Origin of the sequence: Paraburkholderia sp. BR10872, assembly GCF_040965835.1 — a bacterium.
GTDB classification, from domain to species: Bacteria; Pseudomonadota; Gammaproteobacteria; order Burkholderiales; family Burkholderiaceae; genus Paraburkholderia; species Paraburkholderia nodosa_A.
In genome coordinates this window covers 1-26,385 of the sequence record NZ_JBFRCN010000021.1, presented here as the reverse complement: position 1 = coordinate 26,385, position 26,385 = coordinate 1, and the positions used below count along the sequence as shown (strand labels likewise).

At 64.3% G+C, this 26,385-nt stretch carries 23 protein-coding genes and 1 pseudogene; 9 read left to right on the top strand and 15 right to left on the bottom strand.

Annotation, left to right across the window (positions count from 1 at the left end; translation table 11 throughout):
* Positions 1-618: 618 nt before the first annotated feature.
* Positions 619-1,098, top strand: coding sequence for a hypothetical protein (locus AB4Y43_RS17980; protein WP_069267354.1), 480 nt, complete (start codon positions 619-621; stop codon positions 1,096-1,098).
* 31 nt (positions 1,099-1,129) lie between these two features.
* On the opposite strand, the gene AB4Y43_RS17975 is transcribed toward AB4Y43_RS17980, so the two are convergent.
* From AB4Y43_RS17975 to AB4Y43_RS17950, 6 genes are all read right to left on the bottom strand, one after another.
* A complete protein-coding gene (locus AB4Y43_RS17975; protein WP_368618463.1) occupies positions 1,130-2,545 on the bottom strand; it encodes a sugar efflux transporter in 1,416 nt (471 codons plus the stop codon).
* 584 nt (positions 2,546-3,129) lie between these two features.
* Positions 3,130-4,827, bottom strand: coding sequence for an acid phosphatase (locus AB4Y43_RS17970; protein ID WP_368728429.1), 1,698 nt, complete (start codon positions 4,825-4,827; stop codon positions 3,130-3,132).
* 118 nt (positions 4,828-4,945) lie between these two features.
* The gene (locus tag AB4Y43_RS17965) at positions 4,946-5,827 is read right to left on the bottom strand and encodes a proteasome-type protease (protein ID WP_342946342.1); all 882 of its coding nucleotides are present in this window, start codon (positions 5,825-5,827) and stop codon (positions 4,946-4,948) included.
* A 43-nt stretch (positions 5,828-5,870) separates the two neighbouring features.
* Positions 5,871-6,671, bottom strand: coding sequence for a transglutaminase family protein (locus tag AB4Y43_RS17960; protein WP_069267350.1), 801 nt, complete (start codon positions 6,669-6,671; stop codon positions 5,871-5,873).
* A 52-nt stretch (positions 6,672-6,723) separates the two neighbouring features.
* Complete coding sequence (locus AB4Y43_RS17955; RefSeq protein WP_069267349.1) at positions 6,724-7,677, bottom strand: alpha-E domain-containing protein; 954 nt, start codon at positions 7,675-7,677, stop codon at positions 6,724-6,726.
* A gap of 40 nt (positions 7,678-7,717) precedes the next feature.
* A complete protein-coding gene (locus tag AB4Y43_RS17950) occupies positions 7,718-9,124 on the bottom strand; it encodes a circularly permuted type 2 ATP-grasp protein (RefSeq protein ID WP_368728428.1) in 1,407 nt (468 codons plus the stop codon).
* A gap of 291 nt (positions 9,125-9,415) precedes the next feature.
* Here AB4Y43_RS17950 and AB4Y43_RS17945 point away from each other — a divergent pair, with 291 nt between their 5' ends.
* On the top strand, positions 9,416-10,150 hold the full coding sequence (locus AB4Y43_RS17945; protein ID WP_368728427.1) for a DUF2459 domain-containing protein: 735 nt from the start codon (positions 9,416-9,418) through the stop codon (positions 10,148-10,150).
* Between the two features lie 269 nt (positions 10,151-10,419).
* On the opposite strand, the gene AB4Y43_RS17940 is transcribed toward AB4Y43_RS17945, so the two are convergent.
* The 3 genes from AB4Y43_RS17940 to AB4Y43_RS17930 form a co-directional block, all read right to left on the bottom strand.
* Complete coding sequence (locus tag AB4Y43_RS17940) at positions 10,420-11,886, bottom strand: glycosyltransferase (protein ID WP_368728426.1); 1,467 nt, start codon at positions 11,884-11,886, stop codon at positions 10,420-10,422.
* A 20-nt stretch (positions 11,887-11,906) separates the two neighbouring features.
* Entirely contained in the window at positions 11,907-12,524 is a 618-nt protein-coding gene (locus AB4Y43_RS17935) for a cytochrome b (RefSeq protein ID WP_069267480.1), read from the bottom strand.
* Between the two features lie 275 nt (positions 12,525-12,799).
* A complete protein-coding gene (locus AB4Y43_RS17930) occupies positions 12,800-14,263 on the bottom strand; it encodes a catalase (protein WP_368728425.1) in 1,464 nt (487 codons plus the stop codon).
* A gap of 446 nt (positions 14,264-14,709) precedes the next feature.
* On the opposite strand from AB4Y43_RS17930, the gene phaP reads away from it, so the two are divergent.
* A complete protein-coding gene (gene phaP / locus AB4Y43_RS17925; protein WP_069267345.1) occupies positions 14,710-15,273 on the top strand; it encodes a TIGR01841 family phasin in 564 nt (187 codons plus the stop codon).
* A gap of 134 nt (positions 15,274-15,407) precedes the next feature.
* On the opposite strand, the gene AB4Y43_RS17920 is transcribed toward phaP, so the two are convergent.
* The 4 genes from AB4Y43_RS17920 to AB4Y43_RS17905 form a co-directional block, all read right to left on the bottom strand.
* Positions 15,408-16,466: an alpha/beta hydrolase gene (locus AB4Y43_RS17920; protein ID WP_368728424.1), complete on the bottom strand. Its 1,059-nt coding sequence runs from the start codon at positions 16,464-16,466 to the stop codon at positions 15,408-15,410.
* Positions 16,467-16,491: 25 nt separating this feature from the next.
* Positions 16,492-17,181: a FadR/GntR family transcriptional regulator gene (locus AB4Y43_RS17915; RefSeq protein ID WP_069267343.1), complete on the bottom strand. Its 690-nt coding sequence runs from the start codon at positions 17,179-17,181 to the stop codon at positions 16,492-16,494.
* Positions 17,182-17,307: 126 nt separating this feature from the next.
* Positions 17,308-17,706, bottom strand: a complete 399-nt coding sequence (locus AB4Y43_RS17910; protein WP_368728423.1) for an SMP-30/gluconolactonase/LRE family protein — start codon at positions 17,704-17,706, stop codon at positions 17,308-17,310.
* The gene (locus tag AB4Y43_RS17905) at positions 17,703-18,437 is read right to left on the bottom strand and encodes a ribonuclease activity regulator RraA (protein WP_368618456.1); all 735 of its coding nucleotides are present in this window, start codon (positions 18,435-18,437) and stop codon (positions 17,703-17,705) included. The genes AB4Y43_RS17910 and AB4Y43_RS17905 overlap by 4 nt, the downstream gene beginning before the upstream one ends.
* A 473-nt stretch (positions 18,438-18,910) precedes the next feature.
* Between AB4Y43_RS17905 and AB4Y43_RS17900 the strand changes: the two genes are divergently transcribed.
* Positions 18,911-20,167: an MFS transporter gene (locus AB4Y43_RS17900; protein ID WP_069267478.1), complete on the top strand. Its 1,257-nt coding sequence runs from the start codon at positions 18,911-18,913 to the stop codon at positions 20,165-20,167.
* A 69-nt stretch (positions 20,168-20,236) separates the two neighbouring features.
* A complete protein-coding gene (locus AB4Y43_RS17895; protein ID WP_069267341.1) occupies positions 20,237-21,061 on the top strand; it encodes an NAD(P)-dependent oxidoreductase in 825 nt (274 codons plus the stop codon).
* Here the strand turns inward: AB4Y43_RS17895 and AB4Y43_RS17890 are convergent.
* Complete coding sequence (locus AB4Y43_RS17890) at positions 21,027-22,646, bottom strand: methyl-accepting chemotaxis protein (protein ID WP_368728422.1); 1,620 nt, start codon at positions 22,644-22,646, stop codon at positions 21,027-21,029. The two genes, AB4Y43_RS17895 and AB4Y43_RS17890, sit on opposite strands and share 35 nt — an antisense overlap.
* Before the next feature lie 395 nt (positions 22,647-23,041).
* Here AB4Y43_RS17890 and AB4Y43_RS17885 point away from each other — a divergent pair, with 395 nt between their 5' ends.
* From AB4Y43_RS17885 to AB4Y43_RS17870, 4 genes are read left to right on the top strand one after another with little or no spacing between them, the layout of a single operon-like run.
* Positions 23,042-23,848: a transporter substrate-binding domain-containing protein gene (locus tag AB4Y43_RS17885; protein WP_342946643.1), complete on the top strand. Its 807-nt coding sequence runs from the start codon at positions 23,042-23,044 to the stop codon at positions 23,846-23,848.
* 58 nt (positions 23,849-23,906) lie between these two features.
* Positions 23,907-24,584: an amino acid ABC transporter permease gene (locus tag AB4Y43_RS17880; protein ID WP_342923874.1), complete on the top strand. Its 678-nt coding sequence runs from the start codon at positions 23,907-23,909 to the stop codon at positions 24,582-24,584.
* Positions 24,581-25,231, top strand: a complete 651-nt coding sequence (locus AB4Y43_RS17875; RefSeq protein WP_368728421.1) for an amino acid ABC transporter permease — start codon at positions 24,581-24,583, stop codon at positions 25,229-25,231. The genes AB4Y43_RS17880 and AB4Y43_RS17875 overlap by 4 nt, the downstream gene beginning before the upstream one ends.
* The gene (locus AB4Y43_RS17870) at positions 25,218-25,937 is read left to right on the top strand and encodes an amino acid ABC transporter ATP-binding protein (RefSeq protein WP_069267337.1); all 720 of its coding nucleotides are present in this window, start codon (positions 25,218-25,220) and stop codon (positions 25,935-25,937) included. Before AB4Y43_RS17875 ends, AB4Y43_RS17870 begins: the two co-directional genes overlap by 14 nt.
* A gap of 254 nt (positions 25,938-26,191) precedes the next feature.
* Here the strand turns inward: AB4Y43_RS17870 and AB4Y43_RS17865 are convergent.
* Positions 26,192-26,385: pseudogene (locus tag AB4Y43_RS17865) on the bottom strand (amino acid:proton symporter); the annotation flags it as partial.

Here is a 26,385-nt window from a genome sequence, read left to right as displayed (position 1 = left end):
GGCGAAATGCAACACACGTTCAAGGGTTAACGAGGGTAAACGGAATACGGAAGTTTTGCAGCGCAACAACACGGGCCGGATCTAAGATTGACGCAAGTCATTGTTTTTATTCAAGAACGTACTAAGAGAAAAAACAACAAACGGGCTGTTACCACCCATTTTTGATCGCGAACGCAGCGCTTTCGACCTTCTGGGCGCCATGACGCGCGGCAGGCTGTCACGCTGCGCGGCCGAAATAATACCTTACTTGTTTCTTTCGGTTCAATGACTTATGCATCGAAGTCAGGTCCCCGGCGCCCTCCAGAACGCGTGCCAGGCCCGCCCCGCGCGCCCTTGCGCGGTGCAAAAAAAAGCCCCGGCCTTCATGGGGCCGGGGCCAACTCTCACGTTGCGCCAGAACACTGGAACACGCATGGCCGGCACTTTAACGGCTTGTGTCCCCGCAATTAAGGGCGCTGGATGGAACAGTCCCTTACTGGGTGTGCGAGGCCGTCTTTGCGCAGCAGCTCATTTTTACAAATGAGAATCATTTGCATTTATCCACCATTTGTCCCAGAATACAGCCCATGCCGGACGACCCGGCACCACCCGAATGATTTGTGCGGGACCGGAGGCTCCATGAACTACACCACCCCTTTCGCGAGAAATGACACGCTGATCGACGACACCTTCGTCCATCATCCCGACACCGCCGAGCAGACCGTCCTGCGCGCCGTGCGCACCTGGCTGCGACCGCATTGCGACGCCTACGGCAAGGCCGAAAGCTGGCGCGGCGTGCTCGCCGACGCGGGGCTCGGCGGCGAAGGCTTCGGCTACTTCGATCTGCTGATGGGCACCCTGTGCCGCGCCTCGTGCCGCCCGCTCGATACGCGCTGCCGCTGCGCCTCCGAACTCGCGAAGGATGAAGGCTCGCTGCTGCAGGTGATCGCGCTCCTGCAGTCCACGCGCAGCGAGGCCGCCGTGCAACTGCTCAACGACTGGCTGCCGATGCCGAGCGTGAGCGGCATGCTCAAGACCGCGCGCTGGTTCGCCATCGCGCTGCTCGACGCGGGAGTGCGGTTGAGCGACCGCTCGCGCCGCGTCACCTACATGCACTGACACAGGCACTGGCTGGGCCGCACGGCATGAATCAATCCCGCTTGCCTGAACGCTCACGCAGATAACGCCGCACGGCACGCGCCATCTTCGGATACTGCTCGCCGGGTACGGCGAACAGCACCAGCGCGCACAGCGCGAGCGCGCCGCAAACAAGAAACGTGCCGCGATAGCCGAACGCCTGCACGAGCATGCCGGAAAGCACGCCCGACAGTATCGAGCCGAGCCGCGACGCGTTGAAGAACAGCGCCGTTGCGCGCCCCGGCGACGACGGCATCAGATCCTGCACGAACGTCATGCCGAGACACGACGTAACGGCCACCACGAAGGCGTTGAGGATCTGCATCGGGATCAGCGCGTGCACGCCCGGCGCCAGCGACATCGCGACGAAGTAGACGGCATGCACCACGGCGCAGGCGGCCAGCCACCATGACTTGTCCAGCACCGAGGCGCGCGCGCCGAGCGCGAGCATCATCGGTATCTCCATGAGCGCGCCGAGGCCGAGCATGATCGACACGTCGATGCGCGTGCCCTGCAGGCCATGGACGATGTAGAGCGGCAGCACGATCATCGTCGCATTGGCGGCCAGGCCGATGAGTGTGAGCGCAACGATCGCGCGCATGATGTCTTTCTGCGAACCCTCGGCGGCGGGCACCGGCGCGCGCGCCGCTCTGACCTTCGCTTTTGCCGTTGCCTTAGCCGCCGGAAGCGTTGCGGGGTCGCGTGGCGCACCCGGCTGCACTTCGGCCTGCGTGAGCGGTTGGCCCTCGTACTGCGCCTCGCTCTGTGCATCGATCTCCTGCGCAACTTCGCCGGCGGTGGGACGCGCCATCAGATGCTGCGTGGCGTGTTCGTCGTGGCGCGGCTCGCGCATGCGCCAGACGATCGTGCCGCAAGCCGCGAAGCTCGCCGCCGCGAACAGGAAGAGCCCGTAGAAGTTCGTGGCCGCCAGCACGAGCGCGCCGACCGCGGGCCCGAACACCCACGCGGCGGAGAGGATCGTGCGCAGCGTCGCGCTCGCGAAGGTCCGCTCGGCGTCGTCGCTCGCGGGCAGCGCCGCACGGCTGAACGAGAACACGAGCGAGAGCGCGCAGCCGCCCGCGCCGATGAACGCAATGCCCACGAGCAACAGCAGCCGGTAATCGCGCACGACGCACAGGCAGAGATAGCCGAGCGTGGCCGCGCACAGCGAGACGAGCAGCAGGGTTCGGTGCTTGCCGGTGGCGTCGCTCCAGCGGCCCGCCGCGGTGCTCGCGATCACGCCGCTCGTGGCAATGGCGGTCATGAACACACCGAGCCGGAACGGCGTCATGCCGGCGCGCTCGACGCCGAAGAGCGAGAGATAAGGCGCGGTGAAGGACATCGCCACGCCGAGCATCAGGGTGGCGCCGGCGAGTGGCAGAAAACCAGGAATACGCAGAAGACCGGCAAAGCGCGAGTTTTTGAGCACGGCGCGGCGGGTAGTGGCGAGAAGAGAGTTGCCCGTGCACGCGCGGTCACGCGACGGCCATATCGACGGCGATTATCGGGCCGAACTCCCACACTGTGCAAGGTTGAGCCCGCAGCGATCAACATCTGGGTGCGCTATCCACAACTTCGGGGGACAGCCTTGTGCGTAACCCTTTGACGACTGCACCAAGTGCTTGATGCGATTCGGATTGTGCGCAGCGTTGCCGTTTGTTGCAGCGGCGGCGTTTTGGGGGGAAACGCGCGGAGGGTTTTCCACAGATTTTGTTGAGAGCCCTGTTAGCAAGTTCTGGACATCCGCATCAACTCCTTGAATGGAAACGGGAAGCTCGCAAACGACATGAAAAATGCATGTTTTTTGCGCAGCAAAGTTGTCCACAGTTTTTGGTGACAAACCTGTTGATAACCGCCTGGCGAGCGCGCCAACTCATTGATCGGATAGAGAGTTCGTCGCTTGTGTCGCGGATGCATCAAATTGCGTTCCGGATGGGCAACCCGGGGCGGCGGCGCAAACGTTTCGCGACGGCCGCCGCCCGTTCTCCCGCGATGCATCCGTGCGTGCAGCACTCAGGCCAGATCGAGTGCCGCCGTGAGATCGCCGGGCGGAGTCTGCTCCCGCGAGAGGAACGTCTGATCGCGCGCGGCCACGCCGTCGAGCGGCGCGAGGCCATGCACGCGGCTGATGAAGCGCAGGATCGAGACCGTGTCGTAGAACGTGTGATCGACATAGCCCTTCTTCGCGAACGGCGCGATCACGAGCGCCGGGATGCGCGAGCCCGGACCCCAGCGGTCGCCCAAGGGCGGCGCGACCGGGTCCCACCAGCCGCCGTTCTCGTCGTGCGTCACGACGATCATCGTGTTCGCCCATTGCGGGCCGCGCTGGATGTGCTCGATCACGGTCGTGATGTGGCGGTCGCCCGACTCGACGTCCGCATAGCCGGCGTGCATGTTCAGGTTGCCCTGCGGCTTGTAGAACGTCACGGCAGGCAAGCGCCCTGCGTCGATATCCGCGAGCAGACGGTTGGTCGACGGATCGTCGCCGAGGCCCGCATCGCGCAGGTGGCGCGCGCGTGCGGACGTGCCCGGCGCGAAGTTGGCAAAGTAGTTGAACGGCTGGTGGTGATACTGGAAGTCGGGCACCGCGCCCGTGTCCTGATGGTCCAGCGCAAACTGCCAGGCGCCGCTGTACCAGGCCCAGTCGACGCCCTTCGCCGATAGCCGGTCGCCGATCGTCGCGTACGTCTGCGGGCGCAGCACGCGCGGATTGGCCGGATCGGCGAGCGCCGGGTTGCCGTCTTCCGACGGGCGCACGTTGCTCGGCTGATACGGCGGCGCCATCGTGTTGACGGCGTAGCCGTCGGGCGTGAAGAGGCCGTCGTTCACGAACTTCGGCGGCCCGTCGAGCGCCGAGGCCGGCGAGTTCGGCGCGACCTTCAGGCGCGTACCGGTGGGATCGTCGCCCTCGACGACGGAGGCGAGATGCCTGGCGGCGCTCGTCTGGATATCGGCGTATTGCGGCACCTGCGCGGAGATCAGGAAGATGTGGTTGAGCCACGAGCCGCCGAACGCGGCCATGAAGAAGTTGTCGCAGAGCGTGTACTGCTGCGCGATATTCCAGAGCCGCAGCGTCTGCGCGGAGTTCTCGTAGAAGCCCATGACGAGGCCGCCCGAGTCGCCCCACGCGGCGAACTGGTCGTTGCGCCCCGCATTGATCTGCATCTGGTTCTGATAGAAGCGATGGATCAGGTCGCGCGTGATGATGCCGTTCGGCAACGGATTGCCGTGCGTATCCACAATCCGGAACGGACGGTTGGACAGACCCGTGATCTGATGCTCCGCGATCATGTAGCGCTTGCCATCCAGCTCCTGCGCCTGGGGCACGAGGCCGCCCCAGATCTTCGGCAACTGCGGCAACGGCGTCTTGCCGTCGCGATCGAGCTGCGCGTAGCGCTCGGCGCTCACATTCGCGAGCGGCGTCTGCACGCCGGGATAGTTGCCGTACAAATTGACGAAGCTGCGGTTCTCGGCGTAGATCACGACGATCTGGCGCACCTGGTCGCGCAGCGCGGCATCGACGCGCGCGTCGGCAGCGCTGCGCGGCGCGCCCGCCGCACTCTGCGCCGGCGTCTCGCAGCCGCCCAGCGCGAGGCCCACGCCAACCGCCGCCAGCCCGCCGAGCACACGGCGGCGCGCGGGATCGTCCGGACCGGCGGGAATGGAAGGTTTTTCGGGACGCCCGTTCCTGGGTTCGTCGTTCTGCTTCATCAGCCTGCCTCCATTGTCGAGGGGACGCGCATTGCGCGCGGCGTACCGCGAATATTACGCAGCAGGATACCGGTTCCGCAGTTGGCCAGGCAAAATACGAAGCGCTCGAGCCGCCCTTTTAACCGTCGCGCGGCATACGCGGCGCGCTTGCGGCGCCTTGCGGCTGGGCTTGCGCGAGCGTTTGCGCGGGACGCGGTTCGCTCGCGTGCCCCTCATGCGCGGCGCGCGGGGCGCTGGGCAACGTCGCGCGCTCGTGGCGCGGCACATCGCCTTCGTCGGTCCAGAGCGGATCGGGAATCTCACCGAAGACCTGGCGCAGCCGCTCGCCCCACGTCGAATGGATCATCTGGAAATACGCATTCGACTGGTCGAGCGACGCATATCGCGTGACCCGGAGCGCGTCACGCTCGTACACGAGCAGGTCGAGCGGCAGGCCGACCGAGAGATTCGAGCGTAGCGTCGAGTCCATGGAGATGAGCGCGCACTTCGCGGCCTCGTCGAGCGGCGTGCCCGGCGTCAGGACGCGATCGATGATCGGCTTGCCGTACTTCGACTCGCCGATCTGGAAATACGGATTGACGCTCGACGTCTCGATGAAATTGCCGGCCGCGTAGATCTGGAACAGGCGCATGGCATGGCCGCCGATCTGGCCGCCGAGAATGAAACTGCAGTTGAAGTCGACGTTGAAAGTCTTGAGCGCTTCGGCGTCGCGCCGGTGCACCTCGCGTACGGCTTCGCCCACCACGCGCGCAGCCTCGACCATGGAAGGCGCGTTCCAGAGCGTGGCGCGCCCCGCGTCCTGCGGCTCGGTCAGCACCTGCAGCGTCGCCTGCGTGATAGCCAGATTGCCCGCGACGAGCAGCACGAGCACACGCTCGCCGGGCTCTTCGAACACGGCCATCTTGCGCGACGTGCTGACGTGATCGACACCCGCATTCGTGCGCGTGTCCGCGAGAAACACGATCCCCTCATCCACTGCCATTGCCACACAGTACGTCATGCGCCTCCCTGACCTCGCCGCTCTTTTTGTTATAGCGGCAAAACTATTGCTGCGACTGTTGCGCGCTCACGTGCACGCTGACATCGAGCGTTTCACCGGCGCCGCCCACGCGGCGGCCGCGAACCGGCGCGGCTGCGTCATAGTCGCGCCCCACCGCGATCCGGCAATATTTTTCGCTTGCGAAACATGCGTGCGTGACGTCCACCGTCACCCAGCCGTTGTCGAGCCACACGTCGACCCATGCATGGCTCGCCATCTCGGGCACGTCGCCGGGGTCGATATATCCGCTCACGTAACGCGCCGGTACGCCGCGCGCGCGGCACACCGCCAGCATCACATGCGCATGGTCCTGACACACGCCACGGCCGAGCGCCAGCGCGTCCGCCGCGGTGTGTGTCACATCCGTGACGCCGGATTCGTAGCGCACGCGCTCCGTGATGCGCGACGCCGCGTCGAGTACGGCCGCGGTGTCGTCCAGCGACGGCAGGCTGAACGCGAATTCCGTGAGTGCCTCGTCGGCTTCGGTGAGGCGTGTCGGCGAAGTGAAATGGTGCATCGGCACCATGCCCTCGCCTTCGGGCAGCCGGCCATCGGGCAATGCCACGGTCTCGACTTCGCCGCGCACGCGCAGACGAATTTCCTTGTGCGGACGCGTGAGCACCAGCGTCATCAGCGCGTTGCCGTAGGCGTCGCGGCACGCGTCGAGCTTGCCCGGCGCTTCGACCTGCCATTGCTTGACAATCTGCGTGGGCGTGGTGAGCGGCGACAGCCGCAACTGCTGGATCGAATAATGCACGGGCGCTTCGTAGCGGTACACCGTGTCGTGCCGGACCGCGAGTTGCATGACGTCAATCCTCCATCGAGGCGATTGGGAGTTCGATGAGCGCGGGATCGCGCTAACCGACCGGCAACATCAGATAGGTGCGCGCCACCTGATTGCCCAGCTCGTACACGCGCGCGAGAAACTGCGTAAGAAACGTATGCACGCCAAGGGAGAAGATCTGCCGCAGGTCCGCATAAAGCAGCTCGGCGCGCAGCTTGCCCGCAGTACGCTCCACTTCGCGAGAGCCATCGGTGCGCAGCATCGCGAGATTCGTGCAGACGCCATCCAGCGACGCCAGCAGCGAGCGCGGCATTTGCTGGTTGAGGATGAGCAGCTCCACCACGCGCGCGGGCGTCACCACGTCGCGGTAAACCTTGCGATAGATTTCGAGCGCGGAAACCGAGCCGAGAATCGAGGTCCAGTAGTAGAAGTCCTCGAGCTGACGCGCGGCAGAGCGCGAGTCGGCGTTTTCCACGTCGACGAAACGCACGTCGAGAATGCGGGCCGTGTTGTCCGCGCGCTCGAGGAATGTGCCGAGCTGCGTGAAGAAGAGCGCGTCGTCCTGCAGCGCCGTGCCAAGGCGCACGCCGCGCGACAGATGCGAGCGGAACTTCACCCACTCGAACAGCGCATCGGGACGCGCTTCCAGCTCACCGCCGCGCAACAGCTCGACGAATTGCAACCACGTGTCGTTGATTGTTTCCCACCATTCCGTGGTGAGCGTGCCGCGCACCGCGCGCGCGTTCTCGCGCGTCGCCTGCAGGCACGAGTAGATGCTCGACGGGTTCGTTGGGTCCGCAACGAGAAATTTGAGCACGTTGCTGCTGGTTGTTTCCTCGTGTCGCGCATCGAAGGCGGGCTCCAGTTCCGAGATCCGCAGCATTGCGCGATGCGTGCGCGCCTCGGCGTCCGCGCTGCCGGGCAGCAGGAGCGCCTTCAGATTGATGTCCAGCATGCGCGCGGTATTCTCCGCGCGCTCCATGTAGCGGGCCATCCAGAACAGATGATCGGCGGTGCGGCTCAGCATGGTCGAACCTCTTGGTGTGCGTGTGGTAGGGCCAGTGGAATCATTCGAGCACCCATGTGTCCTTGGTCCCGCCGCCCTGCGACGAGTTGACGACGAGCGAGCCCTCCTTGAGCGCCACGCGCGTGAGACCGCCGGCCGCCATCTGGATCGTCTTGCCGGAGAGCACGAAGGGCCGCAAATCGATATGGCGCGGAGCGATGCCCGCTTCGACGAAGGTTGGGCAAGCGGAGAGCGACAGCGTGGGCTGCGCGATGTAATTGCCTGGCCGCGCGAGCAGCCGGGTGCGAAACGCCTCGATCTCCTCGCGAGTGGATGCGGGACCGACCAGCATGCCGTAGCCGCCGGCGCCGTGCACCTCTTTCACGACGAGATCCGGCAGATGTTCGAGCGTCCAGGCGAGATCGTCGGGCCGGCGGCATTGCCACGTCGGCACGTTCTTCAGGATCGGCTTTTCGCCGAGATAGAACTCGATCATGTCGGGCACATACGGATAGATCGACTTGTCGTCTGCCACGCCCGTGCCCATCGCATTGGCGAGTACGACGCGGCCCGCGCGGTAGGCCGGGAGCAGCCCCGGCACGCCGAGCGCGGAGTCGGGGCGAAACGCCAGGGGATCGAGAAAATCGTCGTCCACACGCCGGTAGATCACGTCTACGCGACGCGGCCCTTGCGTCGTGCGCATGAATACGTAGTTATCCTCTACGAATAGATCCTTGCCCTCCACCAGCTCGACGCCCATTTGCTGCGCGAGAAACGTATGCTCGAAATACGCGGAGTTGTACATGCCGGGCGTGAGCAGCACGACGGTCGGATCGTCCACGCCTTCGGGGGCCACCGAGCGCAGCGTATCGAGCAGCAGATCGGGATAATGCGCGACCGGCGCCACCTTGTGCTGAACGAACAACTCAGGAAAGAGCCGCATCATCATCTTGCGGTTCTCGAGCATGTACGAGACGCCGGAGGGCACGCGCAAATTGTCTTCGAGCACGTAGAACGCGCCGTCGCGCCCATCGCGCACGATGTCGATGCCCGCGATATGCGCATACACGCCCAGCGGCAAGTCGATGCCCTGCATCTCCGGCCGGTACTGCGCATTGGTGTAGACCTGCTCGGCCGGAATCACGCCGGCGCGCACGATGTTGCGCTCGTGATAGACGTCGTGCAGGAACAGATTTAGCGCCTGCACGCGCTGGCGCAGTCCGCGCTCGAGCAGAACCCATTCGTCTGCGGGAATGATGCGTGGAATGAGGTCGAAGGGAATGAGCCGTTCGGTGCCGGAGAGGTCGCCGTTCACCGCGAACGTGATGCCGACCCGCCTGAACAACAGGTCCGCCTCGGCGCGCTTGCGCGCCATCGTCTCGCCAGTCTGCCTCTCCAGCCACTGCTGGAAGCGTTCGTAGTGCGGGCGCACCGCGCCCTCGTCGCGCATTTCGTCATGGACTTGCATCGGTTCGTTCTCGCGCGTGAGTGCAACTCGGTCAGCGGGCGCCGCCGCGTTTCGTCTCATGAATGAGGCGAGACGATGCGTTGCGCGCTGCGGTACAGGAAAAAGCAAGGCGTATGCCATCGGCCCTGGAGCGCGTTTCATGCGCACGATTGGTGCAACGCGGGGCGGTTCGGCGGCGTCGAAACGGGGCATGCCAATGCGGCGCCGATTTTGCGCTTCAAGGTGGTGCAATGCGCTCGCGCGGCACGCTATATGCAGATGCGGCACGCAACTGGAGGGCCTTGAGTTCCAATGACCGAAGCGACCTGCGTGAACGAGCGTCGTACGAAAATTGCTGCGTGGCAAGCGCTTTGCGCAATCGTGCCCGCGCTCGCACTCGGCGCATGTACGAACATGGCCGGTCCCTTGCCCGCCGCGCTCGAACCGGCGGCCCGCGACGGCCCAACGCGCACGTCTGTTGCCGTCGTGCAGCGCGACTGGCACACCGATATCTGCCTGCGGGTGCGCGACGCCGATGCCTGGGTCGACACACTCGCGCGCGGCTTCGACGACGCAACCGTCCTGTGTTTCGGCTTTGGAGAGAGACAGTTCGTGGTGGAACGCCGCCACGATCCGCTGACGATGATCGGCGCACTCATACCGAGCCAGGCTACCGTTCTGATGACAGTACTGCGCGCGGCCCCGCAGGCGGCCTTCGGCCCGCAGAACGTCGTGGAGGTGCCGGTGGGCGACGCCGGACTTGCCAGCGTTCAGCGCTATCTGCGCACTTCGCTGGAAACCGACGCGGATGGCGCGCCGCGCCGCCTCGCCGACGGACCCTATACGGGCAGCGTCTATTTCGCGGCGTCAGGGACTTACGATGCCTTGCATACCTGCAACACGTGGACCGCGCGAGCGTTGCGCTCGGCGGGTCTCGACGATGTACCGGACGTGCTGTTCGCGGGCAGCCTGATGCGCGAAGTGCGGCACGCGCTGGAGGCGAAAGCGCCGGACGGCGCAATGCACAACGCTGCCGCAGGTCAGTGAATCGATCAGCAAGGCGCAACACAAGCCGCACCCGGCGGGGGTGGCGGCGCCTCGGTGGCCGGCTGCTGCGGCACGACGACGGTACGCGGCGGTGGCGGGTTGGGATCGCTGCTGCTGAACGACAGGCAGCCTGAGAGTGCGAGCGGCAATAGTAAAGCGAGGACGCTGATTCGATGCATTTGATTCTCCCTGACCGGTTAAAGGCCGGAACCGCGCGCGTGGCGCGGCCCTTTTAACCTGGGAGCAAGTCGAATGCCACGGAAATCAGATCATTGAGACGTCGCGCCCTCGCGGTTGCGCGCCGCCGCGAGCCCGGTGCGGCTCTGCACGCCCCACTTGCGCCGCCCGAGCAGGAAATGCAGCCATCCGAGCGCCGCGCCGCCGTGGCGCATCAACTGGAACGAAAACGGCTCGAAGATGGCGGCAAGAAACGCCATGCCGAAACTCGAGTGCGTGCGGTCGCCGCTCCAGCGCCGGTAAAGATGTACGGAGTACAAATGAAACGCGAGGTCGATCGCGATCTTGCCGACGATTACGCCCAGCACCGGCAGCACGATCGTAAAGCGGCCGTCGAACAAAAAGGCGATCAACAACGCGAACGCCGTCAGTCCATAAATGGGCTGCACGGTGTCGAACGCCTTCACGGGCAGCATCATGAGGCCGAGCTTGCCGTACTTGCGGTTGCCCGTCATGTCGCGATACCAGTACTGCGTTTGCAGGAAGCCCGCGAACCAGCGGCGGCGCTGACGCAGGAAGGTCGTCAGCGTACCGGGCGCATCGGTACGCGCGCGGGCGGTGCCCAGCACACGCACATCCCAGCCCAGGCCCTTGCGCGCCGAATAACGGCGCAAGCGGTGAATCAGTTCGTAGTCCTCCACGAGACAATCCGCATCGAAGCCGCCCACGGCCATCACCGCATCGCGGCGAAAGCCCGCAAACGCGCCCGAGATGAGCAGCAGGCTGTCGGCGCGCATCCACGCGAAGCGCGAGATGAAATTGCGGATGTACTCGTAGGTCTGGAACCACTGGAAAAAACGGCCGCTCAACGTATGGTCGCAAACCGGCGTGAGCAGGCCCGCCGCCGCGACGAGGGCCGGCTCGCGGCCAAACGCGCTCGCCATCTCAGCGCATGCGTCGGGTTCGAGCAGCGTATCGGCGTCCACGGTCATGACCGTTTCCGTTGCGATCGCAAGCAAGGCCGCATTGAGCGCGCGCGCCTTGCCGCCGTGCGCGAGCTTCAGCCAGCGCAGATTCGGATACTGCGGCGAAGGCGCGCTCAGCTTGCCGACGCCTGGGTCGGCCAGGCCGTAGCGCTGCGCGAGCAAGGCAGCCGTGCCGTCGGTCGAGCCGTCGTCGGCAATTAAGATCTGCTGCGGCGCGCGGGTTTGCGCGAACAGCGCGTCGAGCGTGATCGGCAGCACGGCCGCTTCGTTGTGCGCGGCGACGATCACGCCGAGCGTCGGCAGCTTCGCCGCGCCTGCGTCCGCGGGTGCTGCCGCAGGCGCAAGCAGCACGCGCGCCTTCCAGGCGACGAACAGCAGCAACACCGTGTCGTAGACGACATAGGCAATGCCCGTGGACCACGCGACCACGCCTTGCAGGAAGAACGCGCGCGCGAACAGCACGAACCAGAGCGCCATGACACCGAGGTGGATGGCGATGCTCGCGAATGGCGTGGGAGGCGGCACGAGGCGCGGCGACGTGCGTGCGAGCGCATCTTCAAGCGTGTTTTTCAAGTCGTACCCTTACCTGTTGCTCACGGCATCATCCGGCGCAGCACCGAATGACGGTCGATCCATTGATGCTTGAGCGCGCCCGCAATATGCAGCGCGAGCACGCCATAAAGCGCATAGCTGCACGCCGTGTGCAGCGCACCGAACTGGCTGTGCAACTGTTCCTTCGTGGCCGCATCGAGATTCATGATGAAGCCGATGCGCGGCCATTGCACGAGGCCGAAGAGATACATCGGATGCGAGGCGGCGGCGACCCAGGCGGAGTCGTGCAGCCAGCCGGAAAGCGGCATCGCGAAGATCAGCACGTAGAGCGCAACGTGCGCGGCGTGGGCCGACGCGCGCTCCCAGCCCGGAAATTCGGCGGGCAGCGCCGGCGGCCGATGCGTAAGACGCCACAGCACGCGCAGGATGGCCAGTCCGAGCACGGTAATGCCGATCGATTTGTGCGTATCGATCACGAAGCGGATGGCGGTGTCCGAAAGCGCGCCGTCGGGCAGCAGCGCGGCAGTCAGGCCGAGGGCGACGTTCGTGAGGATCAGTAGCGCGATCAACCAGTGCAATAGCACGGCAACGCGCGTGTACTTCTGCGCGCCGGCGTCGGCACCGACAAACGGGGATTCGGCGGAAAGGGAAGTTTTCACGTGGACTTGGCCGTTGCGGATCAGTAGGGATAACGCCCGGCGCGGCATTTTTATTCCCGCCGCACGCGGTCCGCCGGCGGGATTGCGCGATGCTGCCACACGGCGACTCGCGCATTATGCCCCGTCGTCCCTGACGCTGCAGAATCCATCAGATGGCGGTTCTGCCAGTTTGGCGGCGGCCGGCCGCCATGCGGCGCCTCGCAAACGGCCGCGCACAAAAGAAGAACCGGAACGGGCCGTGCAACCCGTTCCGGCTCTCTCGTGGCTTCGACGGCTTACTTGCCGCTGCCCGCCTGCTGTTCGATCTGCGAGCCCACTTCGGCGTCGATCTTCTTCCAGTAGTCGAACACGCGCTCGCGCACGGGGCTGCCCACGCCGCTCAGGCTCGCCACCACCTGCTGGATCACCGCCTCGCGCTGCTTGTCGTTGTACACGTTGCGCACGAGAGCGTGCGCCTGGCCGAAATCGTCGTCTTCCGCATGCAGCGAGTAGGCGCTGCGCACCATGTCGCCGTCGGCTTCCCAGCCGTCGTCCGCCGCGCCCGTCGTATCCGCCCACGGACGGCCGAAGCTGTTCGGCACGTAAGTCGGCGCGTTGCCGCTATGTTCGTAGGCCATGTTGCCGTCGAACATATAGGTCTGCACCGGAACCTTCGGACGATTCACCGGCAACTGGTTGAAGTTCGTGCCGATACGCGCGCGCTGCGCGTCGTTATAGGCGAACGCGCGGCCCAGCAGCATCTTGTCCGGCGAGAGGCCGATGCCCGGCACCGTGTTGCCCGGCGAGAACGCGGCCTGCTCGATCTGCGCGAAGAAGTTCTCCGGGTTGCGGTTGAGCGTCATCGTGCCGACCTTGATGAGCGGATAGTCCTTGTGCGACCACGTCTTCGTGAGATCGAACGGATTGAAGCGGTACTTCTTCGCCTCCGCGTACGGCATGACCTGCACGGAGAGCGTCCACGACGGAAACTCGCCGCGCTTGATCGCAACGAACAGATCGCGCCGGTGGAAGTCGGCGTCCTCGCCCGCCATCGCCGCGGCTTCGGCGTTGGTGAAGAACTGCATGCCCTGGTTCGTATGGAAGTGATACTTGACCCAGAACTTCTCGCCCTTCGCGTTCACCCACATATAGGTGTGCGAGCCGTAGCCGTTCATGTGGCGCCACGTTTTCGGAAGGCCGCGCTCGCCCATCAGATAGGCGACCTGGTGCGCGGACTCGGGATTGTTGGTCCAGAAGTCCCACTGCATCTGGCCATTGCGCAGGCCCGAGTCGGGTAGACGCTTCTGGCTGCGGATGAAGTGCGGAAACTTCATCGGGTCGCGCACGAAGAAAACCGGCGTGTTGTTGCCGACGAGGTCGTAGTTGCCCTCGGTCGTGTAGAACTTCAGCGAAAAGCCGCGCACGTCGCGCCAGGTGTCGGGGCTGCCCATTTCGCCCGCAACGGTCGAAAAGCGCGCCAGCATTTCCGTGGCCGCGCCCTTCTGGAACAGCGCGGCCTTCGTGTAGCGCGACACATCCTCGGTGGTCTTGAATTCGCCGAACGCGCCGGCGCCCTTCGCGTGCGGCTGGCGCTCGGGCACCTTCTCGCGGTTGAAATGCGCCATCTGCTCGAGGAAATGCACGTCGTGCAGCACGATCGGGCCGTCAGGACCGACCGTGAGCGAGTTACGGTCGCTGACAGCCGGCGCGCCCGTGCTCGTCGTGGAATGACCGAGGGACTTGTCGTTCGATGCACCCATTACCGCTCTCCTGATGGATTCGCGCATGGCGGCTGCGCGCACCGCGCCTGTGCGACTGCGAAAGCAGGTTCGAGCCGCAGTCGGGGCCGCCATTGCTAGATTGGGGGACCAACCCGGGCTGCGCGCCGGTGCCAGCCTTCGGCACCCCGCGCTCGCCCGAGGGAACGGCCATTTTGCGCGCAGACGCAAAGCGCTGCGCTCAAGCGGTTCACGCGCCGCGCCGCCCAGCTTAGGGGCCTCCCGCCATGTTGGAAATTTCCACCCAAAATCAGGCGTTTACATAATTGTTGCGACGCACAAAAAAGTTCTTGACACGTTTTATGGATGGGTTACCATGAACTCGATTGCTGCATCGCACAAAACTTTGTCTGCGCGAACCGGTGATCGAACCGAAAGTTTGTTTTCGTAACCGAAACCGACGCGTAGCGTCCCCAAAGGAAAGAGACATGAACCTGCCGACCCCCGAACAATTCGCCGCCAACCAGAAAGCCGGTCTCGAGGCCCTCTTCGGCCTGACGAGCAAGGCATTCGAAGGCGCGATCAAGCTCGCCGAACTCAACATCGAAACGGCCCGCTCGGCGTTCGCCGAAGGTCAGGAACAAGCTCAGCGCGCGCTCTCCGCCAAGGACCCGCAAGGCTTCTTCGCCGTGCAAGCCGGCTTCGCCCAGCCCGCCGCTGAAAAAGCGCTGGCCTATGGCCGCAGCGTCTACGGCATCGTTTCGACTACGCAAGCCGAATTCGCCACCGCCGCGCAGTCGCAGTACGAAACGCAGCAGCGCGCGCTCGAAACGCTCGTGGACAACGCCGTGAAGAACGCCCCGGCCGGCTCGGAAGCCGCTGTCGCCGCGATCAAATCGGCGCTGAACGCCGCCAACAACGCGTACACGTCGGTGAACAAGGCTGCGAAGCAGGCTGTGGAATTCGCGGAAAGCAACTTCGACGCCGCCGGCAAGGCCGCGACGAAGGCCGTCGCGCAAGCTTCGGCGCGCGCCACCAAGCAGGCTGCCTAAGCGTTACGCTTCACTTTCCGCTGGCGGAGGCAACCGCTGCCGCCAGCCGGACTGAAGACGGGCGTGGATCTCGTGCAATGCGAGTTCCACGCCCGTTTGCCATTGGAGGGTCCGGCGCAACGCAACGTGAGCCGTCAAGGCGCGCAGCCAGGCGTATCGAACATCGTCGCCAATGCGCAACTCGACGTGAGCATGCGCGCGCCGTCGTGTCCCACGCCGGGGACGATATGAAACGTCTGGTTCAGGCCATTCGGGTGGCGAGTTTGCAGGTAGCGGTAGAAGCCTTGCGCGCGGGCCACGCGCTGCGCGCCCTGCGCCCGTGCAGCACAACGCTTGTCGAGCGAGGCCGAGGCCGGGTCGTCGTCGTTACCGCCCGCCAGGTAGACGATGCGCCGCTTCACGTAGTCCGCTTCGAGCTGTGCGGGCGTGCGCCCGGCGATGGATGCCGGCCGGTTCTCCATCCCGTATTTCCAGTGGTCGAAATCTGCGCAGCGCGAGGCGTCGAATGGCGCCGGCGCGCCGTTCGCACCGGGGCGCTGCGCGTCGAAATACGCGTACGACGACGGACTCGCCACCACGAAACGCACGTCGATTCCCGCGGCGGCGAGCGCATCCGTATGCGAAGCGATCGCGTAGCGCTGCAGCACCTGGGCGCCGCCCGAATGCCCCGCGAACACGATCGTTTTCAGATTGGGAAACAGACGCCGGTCGGCGAGATGCCGCGCAATGTCGTCGAGCACGGCGTATGAACTCACCGGCACGCCGCTCGCGGCGTCCGCGCCGGCCATCCACGCGTTGCCGCGCCAGCTCAGAAGGTCGCCCGGTGCGTGGTGCGCGCTCACGTCGGCGGTGGCGAGAAACTGTGGGGCGACGAGCAGCGTGGCCGCCGGATCGACGCCCGCCAGCTCGCGCGCATGCTGCGCGGTGCGAAAGTAGGTATCGGCGTTACGCAGCCGTCCGTGCACGATGACCACCGCGCGCTGGACGGCGGGCCGCGGCACGTGCCAGTCCGCGCTCACATAGAGCGGGAATTGTGCGTGGCCTTGCGGGGTATCGACGGTCATGCGCGCGTCGGCGATCACACTGACGGGTCGCACGGCGCGAGCCTGTGCGGGTGCTGGCGCAACGATCAGCGCGCTCGCCGCGATCGTCGCAGTCACAACAGCCAGCCGGCGCAGAACGTTTGAACCCATGAAGGCACACGCCGCGCAGGTGCGCTCAGGAGCCGAACATCCGGTTTACGGCGCGCTCGAGATGCGCGCGCATGGCGGTCGATGCGCGCTCGGGGTCGCGCGCCTGGATCGCTTCGAGCACTTCGAGGTGCTCCTGCTGCACGAGGCGCTGCCGCTCGATCGACTTCACGAGCGAGAGGTTGCGCGACAGGTTCATGCTGAACACCATCTGCTCCTGGATGCCCGAGAGCGCCGTGATGAAGAACTGGTTCTTCGAGGCGCGCGCCACGGCCATATGGAACGCGAAGTCGTCTTTCGCGCCGATGCCCGAAGTCTCGATGATGGTCTGCAGGTTGTCCCACTCGCGCTGGATCGCGGCGATGTCTTCATCTTCGGCCTTTTGCGCGGCGAGCGAGGCCGCCCCGGCTTCGACCACCACGCGGTATTCGTAGCAGCGGCGAATGTCCGACAGCGTTTCGAGCGGCGCGAAACGGCGCACGTCCGGGTCGGGACGCCGCATGACCGTCGTGCCCGAGCCGTGGCGCGTGGCGATGATGCCGTCTGCGCGCAGCTGGGCAAGCGCCTCGCGCACCGTGGGGCGCGAGGTCGCGAAGCGCTCCGCGAGCATGTGCTCGGTCGGCAGGCGCTCCCCTTCCTTGTATTCGCCCTCGATGATGCGATTGAGGATGTCGCTGTAAATCCGCGCCGGCATATTCGGCGCTTTCTGCTCAGACATGATCGGACGGTGCACTTTGGGTTGTCAGGAGTGTCGTCAATTGTAAGTCATATGGCACGCCGATAGCGTGCACCTGCCCCCGGCCAGCCCCCATTTTGCGGGTGTTTGCGCGCTTTCCGTCCCGCTTTACCAATTTGCAGCCAATTTACGGGCGCTTACGCTTTTGCGCTGTCCCGCTTTATCGCAGCGCGGCCGCACACTTGCCTCGCCTGCCCGCGCGTTCGCGGCCGGTTCGTGCAGCGTCACGGCAAAAAGTCCCGTCTCCAACGCCGCCAGCACACCGCCATCGCGCGCGAACGCGAAGCAGCCGATGCGCTCCGGCAGCGTCCACTCGGTGCGGCGCGCCGTATCGACCGCATAGCGAACGAGCGTTTGAGCGGGAATATCGACCCAGTAAAGCGCGCTTTCTTCAGCACGCCACACGGGGCACTCGCCGACCGACGAGCGCCGCGCATCGTGTGCCTCGAGCGGCCTCACCGGGGGCGTCGACACCGCATCGAGCGTCACGTCGTGCTGCGCGCTCAACGCTGCTCCTTCTTCCAGGCTTCGTACGCAGCGAGTGTTGCCTCGTTCGGCGGATAGGTGCCCGGCAGCGCCGCGCCCGCCTCGATGCGCTCGGTGATGAAGCGCTCGAGCGTTTCCTGCTCCGTGGCGTCGCGCGCGACTTCCTCGGCCAGATGACGCGGAATCACGACCACGCCATCCGCATCGCCGACGATGATGTCGCCCGGAAACACGGCCACGCCGCCGCAGCCGATCGGCACGTTCAGGTCGACCGTGTGGTGCCTGCAGAGATTGAGCGGCGCCGAAGCACCCGCGCAGAACACCGGAATGCCGAGCGCCGCGATGGTCGCGCTGTCGCGCACCGGTCCGTCCGAGACCATGCCCGCCACGCCGCGCACCTTCATGCGCGTGGCGAGGATCGAGCCCATCGAAGCGGCGTCAGTCACGCCGCGGCAGTCCTGCACGAGCACCGCGCCCGCGGGCACGGTCTCGACGCCCTTACGTTGCGGATGCTCGGGGTTCTGGAACGCGCTCAACTGGTCGAGGTCCTCGCGCGCCGGGATATTGCGCATCGTGAAGGCCGGACCGACCAGGTTGGGAGCGCCCGGCGCCGGTGCGGCGAGCGGCTTCACGCCCTGCAGGAAGACGTTGCGCAGGCCGCGTTTGAAAAGTTGCGTGGTGAGCGTGGCGTTGGAAACGTGGCGCAGTTGTTCGAGCGCGGCATCGCTCACGGGCATGGCGGGGGAAGTCATCGTGTCTCGTCCGTTGTCGTGTTTCGTGGTGCGCGTGGCGCGGGCGGTGGCTCGAAAAACTGTCGAGCGGATCGGTCGCATTGTTGTAATACAACACGAAAATTGTCAACCCGCCATTGCGCTGCGGGCCACCCCAGGATGTATGACGACCGGTCTTCGGACTGGCGCGAAATACCCGTGAGATCGGCGTGCGCGGCTCCAGAAATGATGGTCAAAGTCAACAAATGGCCGTGCAGACGTCGCGCCGGTCGTCCCACCCCGACCCTGCATCAGGGAAATCCCCATCACATCAATATTTGCTTTACAACTTTGCCGCAAATAGAATGATGTCTTACATGAAGGGCCCGATGCGAACAGCAGCGCCCTTGATCCCGGCCAGGCACAGCTTGGTGCCAGAGCCCGCCAACAGCAGGAGACGCGCAGTGCAACGCAAGACAATCAAGGGGGTGCGGTGGTGGATCATCGGCCTCGTCATGATCGGCACCATCTTCAACTACCTCGCGCGTAGTTCGCTCGCGGTAGCCGCACCCACGCTGACTGAAACGCTTCACATGACCACGCAGCAGTACTCGTACGTGGTCACGGCCTTCCAGGCCTGCTATGCCCTCGCGCAACCGATCGCCGGTTTCGTGCTCGACTCCGTGGGCATCAAGATCGGCTTCGCGATCTTCGCGTTCGGCTGGGCCGTCGCCAACATGCTGCACGGCCTCGCCGGCAGCTGGCCCGCACTCGCGGCTTTCCGCGGCATGCTCGGCATGACCGAAGCCGCCATCTTCCCGGCCGGCATGAAGGCCATCAGCGCATGGTTCCCCGCGAAGGAGCGCTCGGTTGCGACCGGCTGGCTCAACACCGGCACCTCGATCGGCGCGATGCTCGCTCCGCCGCTCGTCGTGTGGTGCATTCTCAAGTTCAACTGGCAGTTCGCATTCGTGGTCACCGGCAGCGGCGCGCTGATCTGGGTGGCGCTGTGGCTCGTGTTCTTCAAGATGCCCGCGGAGCACCCGCGGCTCTCGCAGGAAGAGGCCGACTACATCCGCGCAGGCCAGACCGAAGCGCAGAAGTCGACCCGCGGCCGCCGCGCCTCGTTCAAGGAAGTGCTCAAGACGCGCCGCTTCTGGGGCATCGGCATTCCGCGCATGCTCGCGGAACCGGCATGGCAGACCTTCGGCGCGTGGATTCCGCTGTACATGGTCACCGTGCGTCACATGAACCTGAAGGAAATTGCGCTGTTCGCATGGATGCCGTTCCTCGCCGCCGACCTCGGCTGCCTCGTGGGCGGCTACCTCGCGCCGCTCTTCATCCGCTGGTTCGGCTGCTCGCTCATCACTTCGCGCAAGCTCGTCATCACGACCGGCGCGCTGCTGATGGTCGGTCCGGCCTGCGTGGGCCTCGTTGCGAGCCCCTACGCCGCGATCGCCCTCTTCTGTGTCGGCACCTTCGCACACCAGACGATTTCGGGCGCGCTGTTCACGCTGGCTTCGGACGTGTTCGGCCAGCACGAAGTCGCCACGGCCACGGGTCTCTCGGGCATGTTCGGCTACCTCGGCGCGACGGTGTTCTCGCTCATCGTCGGCGCAGTGGCCAGCACGATCGGTTATAACCCGTTGTTCGTGTGCCTGATGCTGTTCGACATCATCGGCGCCTGTGTGGCATGGCGACTGATCTCGAACGAGCAGAAGGACAACGCGGGCAGCCCTGCGCTCCAGCCCTCGCACAAAGTGCAGGCCTGATCGCCCTGTTCACCGGCTGGCGCCCGCGAGGGTGCCGGCTTTCGGCATTTCTACGTGAGGACAATCACAGTGAAGAAAGTTGCATTGACCGGTGCCGGCGGCCAGCTCGGCACCGTGTTGCGCAAGGGCCTGCTCGAACGCGGCGTGAACCTGCGTTCCGCGGCCGGCTCGAAGCCGCTCGAACCGCTCGTCGCGGGCGAAGACGTGATGCACGGCGATCTGCGCGACCCCGCCGTCGTCGACCGCCTGCTCGACGGCGTGGACGTGCTGATCCATATGGCCGGCACGAGCGTCGAGCGTCCCCTGCCCGAGATCATCGAGAACAACCTGCGCGGTCTCGTCGAAGTCTACGAGGGCATGCGCCGCCACGGCACGAAGCGCATGCTGTTCGCGAGCTCGAATCACGCGATCGGCATGTACCCCGTGGAAGAGAAGCTCACGCTCGACTGCGCGTTTCGCCCGGACGGCTTCTACGGTCTTTCCAAGGCGTGGGGCGAATCGCTCGCGCGCCTGTACTGGGACAAGCACGGCATCGAAACCGTGAATGTGCGCATCGGCAGCTGCCTGCCGAGGCCCACCGAGTTCCGTCAATTGAGCACGTGGTTCGGCCACGAGGACCTGTTCCATCTCGTCGATCGTGTGATCAATGTGGATGAAATCGGCTTTGCCGTGGTGTGGGGCGTGTCGAACAACACGCGCAGCTACTGGATTCAGGAAGGCGCGCACGACGACGCGAAACGGCTTGGCTATGAGCCGAAGCAGAACTCGGAAGATTGGGCGGCTGAAATTCTGGCGCAAAAGAACCCGCTCGACGCGACGGCGCAGCGGTATCAGGGCGGCAGTTTCGCCAGCTTCGATTTCACGCCGGTGGAGCAGCGCGGCAAGCGGTCTTGATTCGCCGCTTTTCCGGTGTTTGCGTTTGGGCGCCCCTTGCGTCGGCAAGCCTGAACACCGCAACCGTACCCGTAAGACTCATTGCCTGCTCTTCGAGCGAATGCGCCGCTGCCGCGGCCTCTTCAACGAGCGCGGCGTTTTGCTGGGTCACGTCGTCCATCTGCATGACGGCCTGATTGACTTGCTCGATGCCGCGGCTCTGCTCTTCAGATGCCGCCGCAATTTCGCCCACGATGTCGGACACCTGCTTGATCGCCTGCTTGACCTCACCCATCGTCGCACCCACGTCGCCCGCCTGCTGTGCCCCGTCCCGAATCATCGCCACAGACGAACCGATCAGTTCCTTGATCTCCTTGGCAGCCGCCGCGGAGCGCTGTGCCAGGCTGCGAACCTCACTGGCGACCACCGCGAATCCCCGACCCTGTTCACCCGCCCGCGCTGCCTCCACTGCGGCATTGAGCGCGAGAATGTTGGTCTGAAACGCGATGCCCTCGATCACGCCGGTGATCTCCGAAATCTTCGTCGAACTGCCGCTGATCCGCTCGATCGTGCCGACCATACCCTGTACGGCTTCGTTGCCTGAATCGGCCATATCGGTGGCACGGGTTGCAAGCGCATTGGCTTGCCGGGCGTTTTCGGCGTTCTGCTTCACGGTTTCGGTCAACTCAGTCATGCTTGATGCTGTTTGTTCGAGCGACGCCGCCTGCTCTTCGGTGCGGGCCGACAGGTCGGTGTTGCCGGCGGCAATTTCCTGCGCTGCCACGGTGACCGACTCGGCGCCCGACTTGATGCCCCGCACGGTGTCGCTCAACTGCTGGTCCATTTTATTCAACGCTTCGAGCAGTTGGCCAAATTCGTCGCGTGTGCGCACCGTGATGCGGTTTTCGAGTTCGCCGATGGCGATCCGGTTCGCGATGCCCACCGCTTCGCCGAGCGGCTTCGTAACAGCCCGGGAAAGATAGAACATGGCTCCCGTGGCACCTACGAGACCGAGGCCAATCAGCGCAATGGATACCCAGCGAATCGTGCCAAAAGTGCCTTCGCTGTCGTCGACAGACTGCTTTGCCTGGCGCCGATTTTCGGCAACGTCGTCGTCGAGCGATTTGCTGGTCGCATTGGCCACTTCGCCATACTTGTCAACGAGTGTCGATACGGCGTCATAGTTGCCAGCTTCCAGCGCCGAGACCTCCGCATCAATGCCTGCCTCGAACTGCGGCAACAAATTCTTGATGGTGTCGGCGAGTTCGCGCTCCTTGTCACTGGAGACGCGGTTTGGGTAGTAGTCGCTCCAGCCCTTGCTGAGGCGATCCTGAGCCGCGCGAATCCTGCCGATGCTGGCTTTCGTCTGTGCTACATCGTGAAGAGACTGGGCGCGACGAACCTGAAGGCGCATTTCGAGCAGTGCGGCTCGCATGTCCTCGAGATCAAGAATCGGAAGCAGGTTCCCCTCATAGGAATCGCTTACATTCGAATTCAGCCGCGACAGCCCAAACTGACCAAAGGCACCCATTGCAGCGATGAGTACCAGACATACACTGAATGCAAGAACGATCTTGAATTTGATGCTTTGTGTGAAGCTGTGCATGCTGACTTCCTGATAGTTCGCGCGGCCGGCGCTCGCGTGCTTCGCCGTTGCGACTTGTTTCGTAGCCGGTGGTACCACCATGTTTACGGTGTTTCGCCGCAACGACTGAAACGGAACAGCTGTCAGGTTTTCCTGAATTTGCGGTAGGCAAATCGGGACTGCCCGCGTGGCGTCGCGCGAAACGCACCTGCGTGCTCGTGATGCATTCCCCGCAGAAGCCAGCACGCACCGATCTGGTGAATATCCCCGACATCGAGCCAAAACCGGCGCAGTCATTTCATCTGCCTGGAGGATCACGGGCTTGGCGCGCCGGCATTGGCGCGGTCCTTGCTTGGAGCATGGCACGCTCGCGCTTGATACCCATGGCGAGCGGCAAATCTCCTCGGAAATCCAGCATGGAATACAAGTCCAATTCATTTCGCCGTCGCTGCTGGCTCGCTGCGCTGCTGGCAGTGCCAGCCTTGGCCCTCGTTACGGTACAGGCCGCCAACGCCGATGCGCTCGACGCCATCGCCAAGCGCGGCACGCTGCGTGTAGCCGTCCCAGAGGACTATCCTCCGTTTGGCGCTATCGGTCCCGACATGCAGCCGCAAGGCTATGACATCGACATGGCGGCACTGCTCGCAAAATCGATGAAGGTCAAGCTTCAACTCGTGCCCGTCAACAGCGCGAACCGCATTCCCTACCTGCAGACCGACAAGGTCGACCTCGTGATCTCCTCGCTCGGCAGAACGCCGGAGCGCGAGAAGGTCATCGATTTTTCGCAGGCCTATGCTCCGTACTTCCAGGGCGTTTTCGGGCCAGCCGACATCAAGGTCAACACAGCGGCGGACCTCACTGGCAAAACAGTTGGCGCTACGCGCGGTGCACTCGAAGAAGTCGCGCTCACCAACATGGCGCCCAACGCCACCATCCGACGCTTCGACGACAACAACGCGACCATCCAGGCATTTCTCTCGGGTCAGGTGCAGTTGATCGCGGCGGGCAACATCGTCGCCGCGGCGATCCTCGCAAAACACCCGCCGCGCGAACCGCAGATGAAGTTCGTCATCAAGGACTCGCCGTGTTTCGTGGGCCTCAACAAGAACGAGCCGCAACTGCTCACGAGGGTCAACACAACCATCGAGCAAGCGAAGAAAGACGGTTCACTTCAGGCGATGTCGAAAAAGTGGTTCGGTCAACCATTGCCCGCCAATCTGTGACGCCCGCGTTGCCACCACGCGCGGCTGGCACTTTCCGCTACGCAACCCTCATTTCCTCATGAGCTATCAGCTTCAGTTCGGCGACCTCGCCGCCTATGCCACCATGTTCGCGAGCGGCGCCGCAGTCACGCTTGCGCTCACGGCGAGTTCAACGCTGCTGGGCATCAGCCTCGGCGTTGCGGGCGCCGCCGCATATCAGAGCCCCCGCGCGACGCCGCGCGCAGTCGTTCACGCCTACGTGGAGGCGATTCGCAACACGCCGTTTCTCGTCCAGCTTTTCTTCGTGTTCTTCGGTCTGCCCGCCCTCGGCGTGCACATCGGCGAATACACCGCGGCCGTGCTCGCCATGACGCTGAACCTCGGTGCGTACGCCGTGGAAATCCTGCGCGCAGGCATTGAAGCGGTGCCGCGCGGACATCACGAGGCCGCTGCGGCACTCGCGATGTCGCGCCGCGAAACGTTTGTGCACGTGCTGCTTCCACAAGCATTCGCGAAGGTGTTCCCGGCGCTGGCGAGCCAGATCGTCATCACGATGCTTGGCTCGGCCGTCGTCTCGCAGATCTCGGTCGCGGATCTCACGTATGCGGCTAGCTACGTGCAGTCGCGCAATTTCCGTGCTTTCGAAACGTATTTCCTCATCGCCGGGATCTATCTTGCGATGGCGCTACTCCTGCGCGCCGCGCTCACCGCCGCCGGCCGAAGACTGTTCACGCGCAACATGCGAGGTGCGCGATGATCGAGTTCACATTCGCGCAGATCGTCGCAGGATTGCTCCTGGCCGCGCGATGGACTGTCCTGCTCTCACTCGTTTCGTTCGTTACCGGTAGCATGGTCGGTTTGCTGCTGCTCGTGATGCGCGTATCGAGCTCGCGCGTGCTGCGCGCTCTCGTGCGTGTCTATATCGAAGTGTTCCAGGGCACGCCGTTGCTGCTGCAACTGTTTATCGTGTACTTCGGCCTGCCGCTGCTAGGTGTCGACGTCTCGGCCTGGATGGCGGCCACGCTTGGCCTTACCTTCTTCACCAGTGCCTATCTGGCAGAAATCTGGCGCGGCTGCGTGGAGGCGGTGCCCAAAGGTCAATGGGAAGCATCCGCCAGTCTCGCCATGAACTATTTCGAGCAGTTACGTCACGTGATCCTGCCGCAAGCCGCGCGTATCGCCATCGGTCCCACCGTGGGTTTCGGTGTGCAGGCCATCAAGGATACGGCGCTCGTGTCGATTATCGGCTTTGCCGAACTCACGAAGGCTGGCACCCAAATTTCGAACGCGACGTTTCGCCCGTTTCTCGTCTACGGACTCGTTGCGCTGGTCTATTTCGCCCTTTGCTACCCGCTTACGCGGTATGCGCGGGCCCTGCAAAGGAAATGGCATGCCGCTTGTTAAGACCGAGGGCGTCGAAAAGCAGTTCGGCGCCCATCATGTACTGAAGGGAATCGACCTTACGGTCGAACGCGGCCAGGTCGTCAGCATCATCGGGCGCAGCGGCTCCGGCAAGAGCACATTGCTGCGGACGCTGAACGGGCTCGAAAGTATCGACGCGGGATCGATCGAAATCGACGGCGAACACGTCGATGCACGGCACGCGGACCTGCGGGCACTGCGGCTGAAGGTCGGCATGGTCTTCCAGCAATACAACCTGTTTCCGCATCTCACGGCCAGCGAAAACGTGATGCTTGCACAGACGGTTGTCAAGAAGGCGCCGCGCAAGGAAGCGCGCGCCAACGCGCATCAAATGCTGGAGCGCGTTGGTCTGGGCGACAAATTCGACGCATATCCCAATCAACTCTCGGGTGGACAGCAGCAGCGCGTCGCCATTGCGCGCGCACTCGCCATGAAGCCGAGCGTACTCCTCTGCGACGAAATCACATCCGCGCTCGACCCCGAACTGGTGGGCGAGGTGTTGGGCGTCGTGGAAAGCCTCGCGCGCGAGAACATGACTCTCATCATGGTTACCCACGAAATGCGCTTCGCGCGCGCGGTCAGTGACAACGTGGTGTTCATGCACGAAGGCCGCGTATGGGAAAGCGGACCGCCCGAGGACATCTTCGGCCGCCCGTCCACGGTAGAGCTACGACGTTTCATCCAGTGATGCCCAGACGCCGCCGTACTTCGCAACATCTTTTCTGTTGCCAACTTCAGGCCTGATCCAACAATCAGAGCACGCATCGCCACGACTACCTCCTCCGATCTTCGAGCGGTGCCAGCGTCAAAGCGTTCGACCATGCAATGGACGCCGCCCCCTGCAATGCTCCCGCGTCTTCGCAGCCTGTAATGCATTTCCGAGCGCCAGCAGAGATATCTCTGCTGGCGATGACCACGGCGCGCATGACAGGCGATCGACATTCAATGGACTGCGATGCCCTCGAGGACTTCGTCGTGCTCCTGGCGTTCCGCGAGATACGGCGAGCGGTAGCCCGAATTCACGCCCCAGTAATAGAACACGAGCGAGACCAGCGCGACGACCAGCATGTCCCAGCCGTACGGAAGCAGACCGGCGCCGCCGAACTGCTTGCTGCCGACGAGCGAGAGCAGCGCCA